Raw genomic sequence first — 14,915 nt, forward strand, 5'->3', positions numbered from 1 at the left:
CCGCTAATCTTTGGGAGCAAGCTCCCTCAGATTCGCTCGACTTGCATGTATTAGGCACGCCGCCAGCGTTCGTCCTGAGCCAGGATCAAACTCTCCAATAAAGAGTGAGTGATTAGCTCATAAAATAAAACGTTGGCTCATGTTCTTCTATTATAGAAGTCATGATAAATATTGTTTGTTGACGCTTGTTTGTTTAGTTTTCAAAGAACATTTCAATCATCACTTCGCTCTGAAGCGACTTTATTAATATAACACATGGTGTTTTCTTTTGTCAACACCTTTCGTTTGTTTTTTTAAAACAAACCGTCACTAGCAAAATGTTTTTTCTTTGCTTAGCAGCGACGGTTATTAATATATCAAGGATTTCCAAAAACGTCAATAGGTTTTTTCGTTTTATTAAAATACTTTTTTATTGTGCCATCTTATAATACCGATGATAGATCCCCTGCCCTTTGGTTTCAACCAGCACTACTTCGATATAGTTTTTTTCAATTAAGTACTCCACAAGAATGCTTAAATCAACAGAGTAAACCGCTAATTCTTTATGTTCCATCATATCATTAAACGTCCAAACCTCCCTCTCCTCTAACACCGACAGGAAGTGAAAAGACCCCACTTGTGTTCTAGAATGAATCAGAAACTCACTGGCTAAAAAAAGAAGTTCTAACCTTTTTTCCATTGTTTCCTCACTCGAGACAAGTTCTTCATATAGTTTATAAATCTCTGGATCAATGTGTTTAACCTGCGGCCACACCGTTACTTCAGGATGAAACCCATTTTCTATAATTGCAAGCCTAGCTAAATGGTGAAGTGAATGAATGACATGGTTATAGGCATCTAAATAATGAAATTCTTCAAAAAATGCCTTCCCGTCCCTATATCGTCGAATTAAGTGTGCAAACTCAATCCCCATTTTTACCTTTCGCCCGTAAAAAGGAAAATCCCTTAGTTCCTTCTTTAAATGTTGTATAAAATCATTTCGGTCAAAAATTACTTTCCCCTCGTATAGCCAATCAAAAATCTTTCGGTTATTCCCAAGGAGCATCCATTCGTTTAACTGAGCCTCTGTAACAATATGCATAGCCGCTTTCTTATCATCATAAGAATAATGTTTTACATACACCGGGCGCTCTCCATTTCTTACAATAATAAGTAGGATTGAATCAAAAGTATCGGTTGTTGGTGATACTTTCTGCGGCTTCTTTTCTACTAACATAATTCCAATCGTATTTGCCTGACTGGCCCTTTCCTGATATATCGGGCGAAGGATATCCTCCATGGCAATTCCTCCAATTTAATATTAGAAATAATAAGTTCGACAAGTTTTAAAAAAATCCTGCCCACCCAAATCTCGTTTTTCTGTGAAATAACTCCCTTAAATGATATGATAGAACTATTCTCTAGGGAGGGAAAAGGATGGCTAAATATTCAAGTAAAATTAATAAAATCCGTACATTTGCCTTAAGCCTCATTTTTATAGGCTTTATTGTCATGTATGGCGGTATCTTCTTTCGAAATCATCCAATTGTCATGACCATCTTCATGCTTTTAGGATTGCTTTTTATTATCGCAAGCACCATCGTCTATTTTTGGATTGGAATGCTATCCACAAAAACAGTACAAGTTGTTTGCCCTGGATGTGGGAAAACAACCAAAGTTCTAGGGCGTGTCGATATTTGCATGTATTGTAATGAACCTCTAACTCTAGACCCTTCACTTGCCGGAAAAGAGTTTAACGAAGGTTACAATAAAAAACAATAAGCAAACTACATTTCGTTTAAACGTAAAAAAACTCGACTTTGGCGTCGAGTTTTTTTACTTTATAAAGCGCACCTGCTGTTTCAGCACATGATCAATGCGCCTCTTTACCCGAACAATCAGGACAGACTCCATAAATCTCTAATCTATGGTTTCCTACAGTAAAGCCTGTTACATGCGATGCAAGTTGTTCAACTTCGTCTAAGCCCGGATAATGAAAATCAACTATCTTCCCACAGCTTTTACAGATCACATGATAATGATGAGTCGTAACAAAATCAAATCTACTAGATGCATCTCCGTAGGTTAGTTCTTTTACCAGACCAACCTCACGAAATACCCTGAGATTGTTATACACAGTAGCCACGCTCATATTTGGGAATTTCCCTTCAAGCGCTTTATAAATGTCATCGGCTGTAGGATGGGACATTGACTCAATTAAATATTCGAGTATCGCATGACGCTGAGGCGTTATGCGAACCCCTGTATCCTTTAAGGAATCTAGCGCTTCTTTTAATTGATTCTCAACCATCGCCATGCACCTCTTCTCTTTACAAATTATTATTTTATAATATTTATAAATAGTGTACTAGGTCTTCCGCTATTTTGTCAATATTCGCCACTTGCAAATGCCCATTCTTTTTATCTAAGATACTGGCCTAAAGGAACTTAACCTTATTAATCGATTGTAATCGGTCTCTCCCTTCATTATCAGGTAATTGATAACAACGACCTTTTTGGTACATATGTATGCTACTTATTTGTAAAAATTTCTACTAATTTTATTAGGAACAACCTTATACAAAAACACTTTCTTTTTTTCTACGCGCTCACCTTTATAATAATGCCCATAAAATCCTACAGGATTCGGATACTATTTCATCATCCTTTCATAAAAAAGACCGAGCCAATATGGCTCGGTAAAATCAATTGAGGAGGTATGCCCTAATATAATGTATTCACTTCTACTGTAAATGAATGGACAAATGCCTTTTCACTTAAAAATAGGCTATTATTGCAAATAATCCTTTATGTAGTCTAACGCTTCTTCCACATGGCCCTTCACTTTTACTTTTCGGTATTCCTTTACTAACTTCCCTGCTTTATCAATGATAAAAGTGGATCGTTCAATCCCCATATATTCTTTCCCAAAGTTCTTTTTTAACTTCCAAACATCATATGCTTCCGCGGTTTTGTGGTCTTCATCTGCTAACAAGAGAAATGGTAGCCCATGTTTCTCAATAAATTTCTGATGACGACTAACTGGATCAGGACTAACCCCTAATACAACTGCATTGAGTCCTTCAAAACTCTCGTGTTGGTCCCGAAAATCACACGCCTCAGTTGTACACCCTGGCGTCATATCTTTTGGATAAAAATAAAGGACAACATTCTTACCGCGAAAGTCCGAAAGTTTTACCTTGTCTCCGTTACTTGCTTCTAATTCAAAATCTGGAGCCAACTCATTTATTTCCACTGCCATTTTTCTCCCTCCAAATAGGTTCATTTAAAATAAGCCTATCCTATACAAGGAGTTAAATTCAATGGATAGATATTATGAATATTAGATTTTTCGGTCAAAGACGGTCCTTGCTACAAACGCTGTAGGAATCGTATAGCCTACAAGCGCTTCAAACACTGCAATAAACCGTCCGATTCCGACAGGGGCTATATCGCCATACCCTACAGAAAAAAGCGTAACGGCACTAAAATAGATACATGTCTCTAATTTAGAAATGGTACTAATCACTTCTGTTGTGCTTGTACTTTTTGTATATTCCCCTTCGACGATAACTGGATGTCCTTCAGACCCTAATAAAAAATAAATCAATCCGAAGCCAATCATAACGGTCGCATATATAATGGCCAGAATAAAAAAATTCTCAACCGACATCTTTTTCCCTTTTATTTTATCTGGTATAAAAAGCTCCCTTAGACTAAGGACAATACAAAGGATAATGATGATGATTGATAAATAGAAACCCATATTCCAGCCCCATTTCCCCTGCTTCTCTCTTTCCATCTATACGCGTGTACGAAGCGTTCTATGCAGACAAGTCCCTTAAAAATGAAAAAGGCTCATCTTTCCCAATGGCCTCTTTTCTCCAACTTTATTTCTTTAAAAACAGATTACGAAAACAACCTTCCCTCTACTCTAGATTCTTTAACTAATAAAGAAGTATGCTAAAATAGTATCGGATTAAGTTTAGGAGGTTTTCATATGGAAAGACCAAATTCTGAAAGAATACATAAAGAAGCACTTGAGCATATAGTAGGTGGAGTCAATAGTCCCTCTCGTTCATATAAAGCAGTAGGCGGTGGGTCGCCAGTGGTAATGGAACGTGGACAAGGGGCTTATTTTTGGGATGTTGACGGCAATCAGTATATCGATTATCTAGCAGCTTATGGACCAATTATTACAGGACATGCACATCCTCATATAACAAATGCAATTAAAAAGGCAGCTGAAACAGGCGTACTATACGGTACACCTACAGCTCACGAGGTTAAATTTGCAAAAATGTTAAAGGAAGCCATTCCTTCAATGGATAAAGTACGCTTCGTTAATTCAGGGACAGAAGCAGTTATGACAACAATAAGAGTTGCCAGAGCCTATACAGGTAGAGATAAGATTATTAAATTTGCTGGCTGTTATCATGGACACTCTGACTTGGTATTGGTTGCAGCAGGATCAGGCCCCTCAACACTAGGAACTCCCGACTCTGCAGGTGTACCTAAAAGTATTGCCCAAGAAGTCATCACGGTTCCATTTAATGATATCGAGCCATTTAGAGAGGCTCTTTCCAAATGGGGAGACCAAGTCGCTGCTGTTTTAGTCGAACCTATTGTTGGTAATTTTGGTATTGTTGAACCACAACCCGGCTTCCTTGAGCAAGTTAACGAGCTAACACATCAGGCCGGCGCTCTCGTCATTTACGATGAGGTTATCACTGCATTCCGTTTTATGTACGGCGGTGCCCAGGACTTATTAGGAGTAAAACCTGATTTAACAGCCTTCGGTAAAATTATTGGCGGAGGTCTGCCAATTGGTGCTTATGGTGGAAGTGCAGAGATAATGGAAACAGTCGCTCCCCTCGGCCCTGCTTACCAAGCAGGTACAATGGCAGGAAATCCCGCATCCATTCTTTCAGGCATTGCCTGTCTAGAAGTGTTAAAACAAGAGGGCGTCTATGAATATCTCGATCGATTAGGTGCTCTACTTGAGAAGGGAATTTCCGAATCTGCTAAAAAGCACAATATCCCAATTACAATAAACCGTTTGAAAGGTGCACTAACGGTTTACTTCACCACTGAAAAAATCGAAAATTATGAGCAAGCCGAAAATACAGATGGAGAAATGTTTGCCCGCTTTTTCAAGTTGATGCTAAACCAAGGCATTAATTTAGCTCCTTCAAAATATGAGGCTTGGTTTATCACAATCGCTCACACTGAAGAGGACATTGAAGCTACCCTGCATGCAGTTGACAATGCATTTTATACAATGGCAAACGAGTAAATATACACTAATTTATACAAAACAAGAGCCGTTACTGGCTCTTGTTTTTATTATATCCATGTTGCAAACGCTTTCATTTCCGGGTTATTTTTCTACTTCAGCTTTTTTACAGCACAATTCCTTATCCATAAATTTGTATAATTAATTGATTTCTGAAAATTCATATGATAAAATAAATTAAATTTTTCTGCAGTTTTGCTTTCGATGTTTCTACAATTTTTAGACACCCAGCCATCAGCTTTTTTTCTTATTTTAACCTTTTTTCCCCTTAATTGTCCTTCTTTGATAGGCAATCTTACACGATATTTTTTTCAGGAGGTGAAACGGCTAAAGGAAACCCCTTATAAAGCCGAACTTATGACAACAAACTGGAGTCCATCTTTATTTAAGCATTTTCATCAACAGGAACACGATGCCTGTGGAATCATTGCAAGTGTTGAAAAAAAGAAAATACCAACAAGAGCTAACATTTTTCATTGTATTGACGGACTTGTTACGATGAACCATCGTGCAGGTTTCATCAATGGTGAAGGGGATGGAGTTGGTGTCCATATCGATATTCCCCGCGCGCTTTGGAAAGAGAAATTATCAACTGTAGGGGTAGACTCTAGCATTGTAGACAGAAATGACTTTGTCGTCGGACATGTATTTATTACTCGCACTAGTGACACGGAAGCTGTTGTGGAAGAACTTAAAGGAAAACTAACAAGTGCCGGTATTAAACTTCTGTTTGACACTGATAATGTGACAGATTCATCCGCTCTTGGACCCATTGCTATTCAAGAAAATCCAGTGTTTTGGCAATTTGCTGGTCTTCCTGAGGAAACGAATGCTGAGCTCTCAAATACATTATTTTCTATAATTGTAGACTTTGAGAAAAATGACCAAGTTCATGTAGCATCACTCAGTCAATATCATGCTGTATACAAAGTAATGGGAGCCGGCGATATTCTCCCGAAGTACTATCAAGACTTAGCAAGTCCTCTTATTGCTTCAACCATGACCCTTGGACACAACCGCTATTCAACTAATACATTATCTAGCTTTTTCCGCGTTCAACCGTTCAGTGTAATTGGGCATAACGGTGAAATAAACACGATTGCAAAACTCCGCGATGAGGCAAATATGATTGATGTCCCTCTCGTAAAGGGTGGCAGTGATTCACAGGACTTGAGCAGAACATTAGAAACATTCATTTGTCGTGACGGATATTCTCTCTTTGAAGCAATGAATCTAATGTTCCCACCAATTATGAGTGAAATCAAGGCTTATCCAGAGAAGCTTCAAGACCTTTATGCTTATCTGCGTGAGGCTTGGGGGCATTATGCACAAGGTCCGGCAGGAATTATTTCCCGATTTGGAGACGAAGCCGTCTTTAGTGTAGATGCACTTGGCTTGCGACCATTGTGGATGGTTGAAATTGAGGACTCCTACCTCTTTTCTTCTGAGCCTGGAATTGTTCCATCTAGTGAATATGTAGGCGAACCTAAACCTTTATCCCCTGGAGAAAAAGTAGGGTTAAAATGGCAAGGAGATTCCATCCAAATTTTTGAGCACCATGATTTCCAAGAAGAAGTTTATCAACGGTTTTCAAATAGAATACAGTTTGAAGGCGCACGGACTCGTATCGAAATCCCTAGCCTTGATAAAACCGTGACCATCAGTTACCCAGAGAAAATTCACAATGGGCAATATAAGGCATTTGGTTGGGAGCGTGACCATGTTCAGCTTATTGAACAAATGGCCGAAAAAGGCGTAGAACCAATCCGCTCTCTAGGACATGATTCTCCACTTGCTGCCCTAAACCCTGACCGCAGAAATATCCCAGATTTCATTAAAGAAAGTGTAGCAGTCGTAACGAACCCTGCTATTGACCGTGATCGAGAGACAGAGCACTTTTCAACTAGAACGGTTATCGGCAAAAGACCTGCTTTATTCCGCAAAGAAGAAACAGGGAAGGTAATGGAGCTTGTATCGCCACTACTAATAGAAGGAAAAGCAGGATATGAGTGTTCAGCAGAAATAGGTCAACCAAGCGCTGATCAGGTTATCCATTTCTATCAAGAACAAAAATTAGCAACCTATCTTGAAACGGTATTTTCTGAAGATGAAACCATTCCGGAAGCCCTTGAGCGTTTATCTGCGGAAGCAATTCACGCAGTTAAAAGCGGAAAAACACTCCTTATCTTAGATGATGCCAAGGCACACCAAGACGGATTATGGCTTGATCCACACCTAGTCATTTCCGCTATCGACCAATCGCTAGTAAAAGCTGGATTAAGAAGGAATTGTTCCCTGCTGCTCCGCTCGGCAGCCATTCGCTCCTTACATGATATTATTACCGCATTAGGATTAGGTGCCGATATCATCAGTCCTTACTATATGTTTATTACCGTTGCAGGTGAAACAAATAAGCCTTTAGTTAACTTATATAATGCTTTGACAAAGGGACTAGAAAAGGTTATTTCAACGATTGGAATCCATGAACTTCGTGGGTACAGCCGTCTTTTCTCAGCAATTGGACTTAACGAAGAACTTGCTACCTATTTAAATATTGTCAATTTCTTTGGTGGAGAAAACCTCCAGTTCAATTTTACATTGATGAAAGAAGATGCTATTGCTAGAGCAATTGATTACCAAAACGAAAAAGAACGAATTGGGAAAACCTTTAGTCTCTTCCCTCGTATTTGGAAAGCCATTGGCGAAGTTGCTCAGACTGGGGATTACACTGCCTATAGAGAAAAGATCTCAGAACAAGAAGAAAAGAACCCGACAACCATCCGTCATTTAACTGGATTGAAACAAATAAACTCTTCCTTATCTGCTAATGATGTAAACATTAGTGTCGGAGAGCATAGTTTGCCGTTTGTCATTTCTTCTATGTCTTTTGGCTCACAAAATGAAATTGCCTTCCGCGCTTATGCTGAAGGTGCCGACCGCTTGAATATGGTTTCACTCAATGGAGAAGGTGGAGAGATTAAGGATATGCTCGGTAAATATCCACGTACTCGTGGCCAGCAAGTAGCCTCAGGTCGTTTCGGCGTGAATGCGGAGCTCTTAAACTCTTCAAATCTATTAGAAATTAAAATTGGTCAAGGCGCAAAACCAGGTGAAGGTGGTCACTTACCAGGTTCCAAGGTAACGGCAAAGATTGCTGAAGCCCGGAATGCCACAATTGGGTCTGATCTGATTTCACCATCGAATAACCATGATATCTATTCTATCGAGGACTTAGCTCAAATGATTTATGAGCTTAAAACAGCTAATGACAAAGCGAAGGTTGCTGTAAAAGTCCCTGTCGTACCAAATATCGGAACCATCGCCGTTGGGATTGCTAAAGCAGGTGCAGATATTATTACCCTTAGTGGTTTTGATGGTGGTACAGGTGCAGCAAGAATTCATGCACTCCAGCATGTTGGCTTACCAGTTGAAATCGGGGTAAAAGCTGCACATAACGCTCTCCTTGAGGCTGGACTTCGAGACGGTGTCGAAATCTGGGCTGATGGTGGAATTAAAAGTGCTTTAGATGCTTTGAAAGTCATGTTGCTTGGCGCAAACCGCATTGGTTTCGGAACCTTGTCGATGCTCGCCATCGGTTGTACGACTTGTCGTGGCTGTCATTTAGATACATGCCATGTCGGGATTGCAACCCAAATTGATTCAGAGGCTCAAGCAAAAGAACATGGGCTACGACGCTTTGTTCCAAGACAATTTGATACAGCTGTACAAGGAATTATGAATCTCTTCACCGCTTTCGGAAATGAGTTAAAAGCTCTAGCAGCCTCAATTGGTGTGAAGGACTTACAAGATGCTATTGGTCGCTCAGACCTTCTAGAGCAAGTAAAAGGAACTGACTTGCTTGATTTAACTTATTTACTGAAACAACTTGAAATTAGCCAGCTATACTATCAGGAAGCTGCTGCTACACTAGAGGAAAAACAACTTCAAGTTGCGGCAGGTGCAGAATATCTTGATGGGGTTGACGAGGAGCTTCATCATTCACGGTCATTTGAAGGTGTTAACTCTGGCCAACGAGTTCTCGCTAGCCGCGTAAGCTGTCATCGTGTTCGCGGACGCCTTGATGGTTCATACAGGCAACTAACTCCTGTCTCCTTACGTTATAAAGGTTCCATTCTCGGAAATGGACTTGGGGCCTATAACACAGAGGGCATTACAATTGAAGTGGATGGGGGCGGCCAAGATGGTGTTGGAAAAACATCGTTTGGTGGAAACATACTCATCTTCAAATCAAAAGGTAAAAATGACAGATTCTATAATGGTTCTGTTGGAAAAGGTTTCGGCTATGGTGCTCAAAAAGGCCTTCTTGTTGCACAAGGAAATGCCGACGCTCGTGCAGGCATTCGTCTTTCAGGTGCAGATATGATTATTGGTGGGTTGGTACGAAAGCCAATCCCAGAAAACGAATATGGCAATATCGGCTCTAACGCCAATATTAAAGGCTTTGCTTTTGAGTACATGACAAACGGTCGTGGACTTGTCCTAGGTGATCCAGGTCCTTGGATTTGCGCGGGGATGACAGGTGGAGTTGTTTATCTCCGTCACCAGCCTGAAATGGGATTAACCAAAGAGGCGATTCAGCGCAGAATTGCTAAAGGGGCAAAAGTATCTGTTGAAACTCTTACCGCTAATGGAAAAAAGGATATCCAAGAGTTGCTTGGCAAGTATATCGAGTTGCTTAAAAACAACGGACAACACGAAGAAGCTGCAGAGTTAACACCATTACTAGCAAGCCCTGAACAAGCATTCCTCCAAGTTGTTCCTGTTAAAGAGCAAGCAGATCCATCCGTATCTACTGAGTGATTAGAAGAAAACAAAAACCAAAAAACAAATTTCATTTTATGCAAGCTGAAAAGGCGGTTAATCACCGCCTTTTCTTTTTTTCACAAATTATTAATATTTCCCATTAATTTTATAAATTTTTATACTTGAAGTTCCGGCTAAACCCATGTATAGTTCAATATTGTTTGACTTCTCACAAATCCGTATAAAGGGTACATAAAGGGAATAGTATGAATAGGAATAAAAGGATATCCCCTGTCTTCTCACACGGAATTAGAAAGGAAATATATTTATAATGAAACTCGGAGCCCGAATATTAAAAACGGGAATAGCCATTGTTTTAGCTTTGTTTATTGCGCAAGTGTTAGAACTTCCTTCACCCGTATTTGCTGGAATTGCAGCAATATTTGCTGTCCAACCCACGATATACAGGTCCTATTTATCCGTTATTGAACAGGTACAAGGAAATATTATCGGTGCGATTATTGCTGTTGTATTCGTTCTAATGCTTGGAAATAATTTTTTTATCATTGGTCTTGCTGCAATTTTGCTTATTACCTTGAACCTCAAGCTTAAGCTTGAAAATACAATCTCCCTTTCTTTAGTTACCCTGATAGCCATCATGGAAACACCTGGAGATAATTTTATTGAATTTGCATTCATTCGTTTTTCCGCTATCATGATCGGAGTCATGGCAGCTTTTATTGTCAATCTCATTTTTCTACCACCCAAATATGAATCAAAACTTTACCAGAAAAATGCCGGGTTAACAGAAGAAATTACAAAGTGGATTCGGATGAACATAAGACACGCATCTGAACATCAGCTTTTGAAAGCAGACATCGAAAAAATGCGAGAAGGTATCATTAAGTTAGAGCACCTCTACATGATGTATAAGGAAGAACGGTCTTATTTTAAAAAGAACACTTTAGGAAAGTCCCGTAAGCTTGTCATCTATAGACAAATGATTACGACAACCAAGAAGTCCCTGGATACACTAAAACGACTTCACCGCTATGAAAATGAAATTCAACATATGCCTGAGAGCTTTCAAGAGGCCATTCAACACCAGCTTGATTGTTTAATTAACCATCATGAACAGGTTATGTTGAAATATATTGGCAAAATCAAGCCAGATGCTACCGTTACGGAAGGCCAAGACTGTCTTAATAAAAAAGGGTTATTTGAACTATTTCTTTCTCATCAAAAGGAAATTGACGATACAAATAACCAAGTTTTATATCACATGATGCAAATTGTTTCGGTTATTATGGAATATGGGGAGCGGGTCGAACATTTAGATACACTAATAACAAGCTTCCATTCCTATCATAAAAATGATCAACCAGTGGTCATCGAATCACCAACCGAAGACTAAAAAAACAGCCGCTGAAAAACAGCTGCTGTTTTTTGGTCTTGTCTAACTTTCAAGCTGTTGAACTTGGAACAGCTTATGATATCCGCCCTCGATGTTCATTAATTCTTCATGCGTTCCCACTTCAACAATTTCCCCATGCTCAATTAAGACGATACGATCTGCATGAGTAATGGTCGAAAGGCGGTGAGCTACAATAAAGGTTGTCCGATCCTTCGCTAGCATCTCAAGTGCTTCTTGGATGAGATGCTCACTTTCAAGGTCTAACGCGGATGTTGCTTCATCAAGAATGAGGATTGGTGGATTTTTCAAAAAGACTCGAGCAATCGCCACTCGCTGCCTCTGCCCTCCTGATAGCTTAACTCCCCTCTCACCTACCTTGGTATCATATCCTTCTGGAAGAGCCGTAATAAACTCATGGGCATTTGCTGCTTTAGCAGCAGCAACCACTTCCTCGTCACTGGCCTCCGGATTGCCAAGAAGGATATTTGTTTTAACGGACTCACTAAATAAAATATTATCTTGTAGAACCATCCCGATTTTATCCCTTAAAGATTGTGTTTTAAATGAACGGATGTCTTGCCCATCAAGCAAAATTCTTCCTTCAGTCGTATCATAAAACCGTGGAATTAAACTAACGAAAGAAGATTTTCCGCCACCACTCATGCCAACAAGAGCAATGGTTTCCCCTTTGTGCACATCTAAGTTAATATCCTTTAGAACATGTTCACCGTTGTCTTCATAAGCAAAACTCACTTTCTCAAAGCGAATATCCCCATGAACCCTGTTTAATTTAACTGCATCCTCTGCGTCTGTAATATCATATTTTTCATCCATAAACTCAAAAACCCTATCCATCGATGCAATTGACTGGGTAAGTGTTGTCGATGAGTTTACCAGTCGCCGTAAAGGATTGTAGAGCTTATCAATATACGCAATGAAAGCCATCATCGTTCCGATCGTAATGTTTCCATTCACCGCCTGATAGCCTGCATACCCAATCACAATTAATGGAGCTACATCTGTAATGGTATTCACAACCGCGAATGCCTTCGCATTCCAACTTGTGTGTTCCAAGGCCTTTTTCAGGAAGTTGCTATTTTGCTTATCAAATTGTTTTTGTTCATGCTCTTCAAGGGCAAAGCTTTTCACTAATGAGATCCCCACAACACGTTCATGTAAGTAGCTTTGTACCTCCGCAAGCGCTTGTGACCGAACTCTAGTCAGTTTCCGTAGGTTTCCAAAAAAGTATCGGATTGAAAAAGCGTACAACGGAAATAACACCAAGGAAACGAACGTAAGCTTCACATCCATTGTAAACATAATGCAAACAGCTATAATAATGGTTGCGACATCAAGCCAGAGATTCATCAATCCTGTGATAACAAAGGTTTTTGTTTGTTCAACATCATTGATGACCCTAGAAATAACCTCACCAGCCCTCGTATTCGAATAATACTTAAAGCTGAGCTTTTGAAGATGGGTAAATAATTTGTCACGAATATCATATAAAATCCTACTAGCTGTCCATTGAGCGAAATATTGTCGATAATATTCAATTGGTGGACGCAGAATAACGAAAATAATAATCATAATGCCCATTACGGTTAACAACTTACTCGATTTATCTGCATTGGATAAGGCATCATTTTGAACTACATCATCCACGACAAATTTAATGAGTAGTGGGATTAACAGGGGGATTGCAAACTTTAGAATTCCAATAATGATGGTTCCAACGATTTGCCACCGGTATGGTTTTACAAAATGTAGATATCTGTTTACACTGCCCAAGAAGAGATTCCCCCTAAATTACATTCTTAAACGCTACATACTAAAAACCTGTTGAGAGTAGTCAACAGGTTCTTGCGATTAACGTCTGTAAGTCAAATACCGCTCGTACCAAATGTCAATAAAATCAGGTGCAAACGGACCTTTCCTTTGTCTAATCCAACGAATGAGCTTCTCAACATTGAATTTCAAAATCTTGTCAATAACCTCAGGATATTGCATCTCTTGGCGATGGCGTTCGTACTCATCTTCATCTAATAAGTTAAACGTCATATCAGGAAACACCTTTATGTCTAGATCATAGTCAATGTACTTCAAAGCCTCTTCGTCAAAAATAAAAGGTGAACTAAGATTGCAATAATAGTACACTCCATCTTCTCGAATCATTCCAATTACATTAAACCAGTGCTGAGAATGAAAGTAACATATTGCAGGCTCTCTCGTAATCCATGTTCTTCCGTCTGACTCGGTTACGATGGTCCGATCATTGCCACCTATTACAAGGTTTTGCGTTCCCTTTAAGACAGTTGTCTCATCCCAGACTCTATGGATGTGCCCATTATGTTTATAACTATGTATTTGGACTGATTCACCTTCATTGGGTACGCCCATAACTTCTCCCCTACTTTCCTTTCTTGGAGCTTTTGCAACCTATCATGTATATGAATCAATAAATAACCGACAAAAGGCAACAAAACGATTCCTTTTTGTTACTATTATAACGGTTCAGGTAAAAATTTAAAACAAAAGAGCCACCGATTTTCAAATAGGAGGCTCGATTCATTGCTTAAAGTCCTAATTTTGTCAACGTATTACGATATTCATCTCTTGATACGAGCGGATGACTTCGTCTGTTTGTTCCTCAAATATCCGATGAATATCCTGTAATTCAGCCTTCATCCTATCTATCTCTTCACGAATTTCTATAAGCTCTGTATTCTGCCTCAATGTCACAAGCTGTTGTTCAATATGTTGGCAGCGTTCAAGTTCAGACTGCAAGTATAAAAGCTTATCCATTGTTTTCATTTGCATTGATACCAATTCATTAAATTGATCCATGGTCTGCCACCGCCTGTAATAAATTTTCTATTCTATGTATTCGAGATGAAACGAATTCTTCCTTTGACTAGTTCTGTTAATCTTTGTCGAATGACAGAAAAGCGGAAGTGCCTTGATCAGGGGCGACAGGCATAAGACGCACCTGAATAGAAGGCGTTCTTTGCCTTCAATTCAGGGGTGGCTTATGACCCGAGCCCCTAGGCGCTGGAGCTGGACAAGAAGAAAAGCGGAAGCGCCCTGTTCAGCGGCGTATGGCCTGGAGCACTCCAACTGAGATAAAGGAAACACGAAGACCGTAAGAGCTTGATGAGTCACCTTTTTAAGAAATCCAACCTCCTTCAGTGCTATGAATGCTTCATAAGACACTTCCGAAGGAAATCCAGCTATGTTTCAGTGCTATGAATGCTTCATAAGACACTTTCGTCAGGAATCCAGCTTTTTTCGGTGCTATGAATGTTTCATAAGACACTTCCGACGGGAATCCAGCTTCGTTTCGGCGCTATGAATGCTTCATAAGACACTTTCGTCGGGAATCCAGCTTCGTTTCGGCGCTATGATTGCTTCATAAGACACTTTCGTCGGGAATCCAGCTTCGTTTCGGCGCTATGAATGCTT

Annotated in this window: 11 protein-coding genes and 1 rRNA gene; 4 read left to right on the forward strand and 8 right to left on the reverse strand. The window is 39.7% G+C overall.

All coding sequences use genetic code 11. The features are described 5' to 3' along the window. A 16S ribosomal RNA gene (locus H0185_RS14490) occupies positions 1-101 on the reverse strand; the annotation flags it as partial. 308 nt (positions 102-409) lie between these two features. Next, the gene (locus tag H0185_RS14495) at positions 410-1,279 is read right to left on the reverse strand and encodes a nucleotidyltransferase-like protein (RefSeq protein ID WP_221874229.1); all 870 of its coding nucleotides are present in this window, start codon (positions 1,277-1,279) and stop codon (positions 410-412) included. A 137-nt stretch (positions 1,280-1,416) separates the two neighbouring features. On the opposite strand from H0185_RS14495, the gene H0185_RS14500 reads away from it, so the two are divergent. Continuing rightward, on the forward strand, positions 1,417-1,761 hold the full coding sequence (locus tag H0185_RS14500; RefSeq protein WP_221874230.1) for a YgzB family protein: 345 nt from the start codon (positions 1,417-1,419) through the stop codon (positions 1,759-1,761). 91 nt (positions 1,762-1,852) lie between these two features. On the opposite strand, the gene perR is transcribed toward H0185_RS14500, so the two are convergent. From perR to H0185_RS14515, 3 genes are all read right to left on the reverse strand, one after another. Further along, positions 1,853-2,290, reverse strand: coding sequence for a peroxide-responsive transcriptional repressor PerR (perR, locus tag H0185_RS14505; protein ID WP_221874231.1), 438 nt, complete (start codon positions 2,288-2,290; stop codon positions 1,853-1,855). Positions 2,291-2,770: 480 nt separating this feature from the next. Continuing rightward, positions 2,771-3,241: a thioredoxin-dependent thiol peroxidase gene (bcp, locus tag H0185_RS14510; RefSeq protein WP_221874232.1), complete on the reverse strand. Its 471-nt coding sequence runs from the start codon at positions 3,239-3,241 to the stop codon at positions 2,771-2,773. A gap of 81 nt (positions 3,242-3,322) precedes the next feature. Then, entirely contained in the window at positions 3,323-3,745 is a 423-nt protein-coding gene (locus H0185_RS14515) for a potassium channel family protein (protein ID WP_221874233.1), read from the reverse strand. 234 nt (positions 3,746-3,979) lie between these two features. Between H0185_RS14515 and H0185_RS14520 the strand changes: the two genes are divergently transcribed. From H0185_RS14520 to H0185_RS14530, 3 genes are all read left to right on the forward strand, one after another. Next, positions 3,980-5,275: a glutamate-1-semialdehyde 2,1-aminomutase gene (locus tag H0185_RS14520; RefSeq protein ID WP_221874234.1), complete on the forward strand. Its 1,296-nt coding sequence runs from the start codon at positions 3,980-3,982 to the stop codon at positions 5,273-5,275. A 357-nt stretch (positions 5,276-5,632) separates the two neighbouring features. After that, the gene (locus tag H0185_RS14525; RefSeq protein ID WP_221874235.1) at positions 5,633-10,096 is read left to right on the forward strand and encodes a glutamate synthase-related protein; all 4,464 of its coding nucleotides are present in this window, start codon (positions 5,633-5,635) and stop codon (positions 10,094-10,096) included. Positions 10,097-10,370: 274 nt separating this feature from the next. Next, positions 10,371-11,453 (forward strand): FUSC family protein, encoded by a 1,083-nt coding sequence (locus tag H0185_RS14530; RefSeq protein WP_221874236.1) that lies wholly within the window; start codon positions 10,371-10,373, stop codon positions 11,451-11,453. Positions 11,454-11,495: 42 nt separating this feature from the next. Here H0185_RS14530 and H0185_RS14535 read toward each other — a convergent pair whose 3' ends face one another. The 3 genes from H0185_RS14535 to H0185_RS14545 form a co-directional block, all read right to left on the reverse strand. After that, a complete protein-coding gene (locus tag H0185_RS14535; RefSeq protein ID WP_221874237.1) occupies positions 11,496-13,244 on the reverse strand; it encodes an ABC transporter ATP-binding protein in 1,749 nt (582 codons plus the stop codon). A gap of 78 nt (positions 13,245-13,322) precedes the next feature. Continuing rightward, positions 13,323-13,853 carry a nucleoside tri-diphosphate phosphatase gene (gene ntdP, locus H0185_RS14540; RefSeq protein WP_221874238.1) on the reverse strand — a complete coding sequence of 177 codons (531 nt, stop codon included), beginning with the start codon at positions 13,851-13,853 and terminating at the stop codon, positions 13,323-13,325. A gap of 192 nt (positions 13,854-14,045) precedes the next feature. Continuing rightward, entirely contained in the window at positions 14,046-14,300 is a 255-nt protein-coding gene (locus tag H0185_RS14545) for a YgaB family protein (protein WP_221874239.1), read from the reverse strand. Between the last annotated feature and the right edge of the window lie 615 nt (positions 14,301-14,915).

Origin of the sequence: Mesobacillus maritimus (genome assembly GCF_019749255.1) — a bacterium.
Classification (GTDB): domain Bacteria; phylum Bacillota; class Bacilli; order Bacillales; family Cytobacillaceae; genus Mesobacillus_B; species Mesobacillus_B maritimus_A.

Bases quoted from the DNA above. Each gene is read 5' to 3' on its own strand.
- H0185_RS14495 (WP_221874229.1), bottom strand. From the start codon at position 1,279: ATGGAGGATATCCTTCGCCCGATATATCAGGAAAGGGCCAGTCAGGCA.
- H0185_RS14500 (WP_221874230.1), top strand. From the start codon at position 1,417: ATGGCTAAATATTCAAGTAAAATTAATAAAATCCGTACATTTGCCTTA.
- perR (WP_221874231.1), bottom strand. From the start codon at position 2,290: ATGGTTGAGAATCAATTAAAAGAAGCGCTAGATTCCTTAAAGGATACA.
- bcp (WP_221874232.1), bottom strand. From the start codon at position 3,241: ATGGCAGTGGAAATAAATGAGTTGGCTCCAGATTTTGAATTAGAAGCA.
- H0185_RS14515 (WP_221874233.1), bottom strand. From the start codon at position 3,745: ATGGGTTTCTATTTATCAATCATCATCATTATCCTTTGTATTGTCCTT.
- H0185_RS14520 (WP_221874234.1), top strand. From the start codon at position 3,980: ATGGAAAGACCAAATTCTGAAAGAATACATAAAGAAGCACTTGAGCAT.
- H0185_RS14525 (WP_221874235.1), top strand. From the start codon at position 5,633: ATGACAACAAACTGGAGTCCATCTTTATTTAAGCATTTTCATCAACAG.
- H0185_RS14530 (WP_221874236.1), top strand. From the start codon at position 10,371: ATGAAACTCGGAGCCCGAATATTAAAAACGGGAATAGCCATTGTTTTA.
- ntdP (WP_221874238.1), bottom strand. From the start codon at position 13,853: ATGGGCGTACCCAATGAAGGTGAATCAGTCCAAATACATAGTTATAAA.
- H0185_RS14545 (WP_221874239.1), bottom strand. From the start codon at position 14,300: ATGGATCAATTTAATGAATTGGTATCAATGCAAATGAAAACAATGGAT.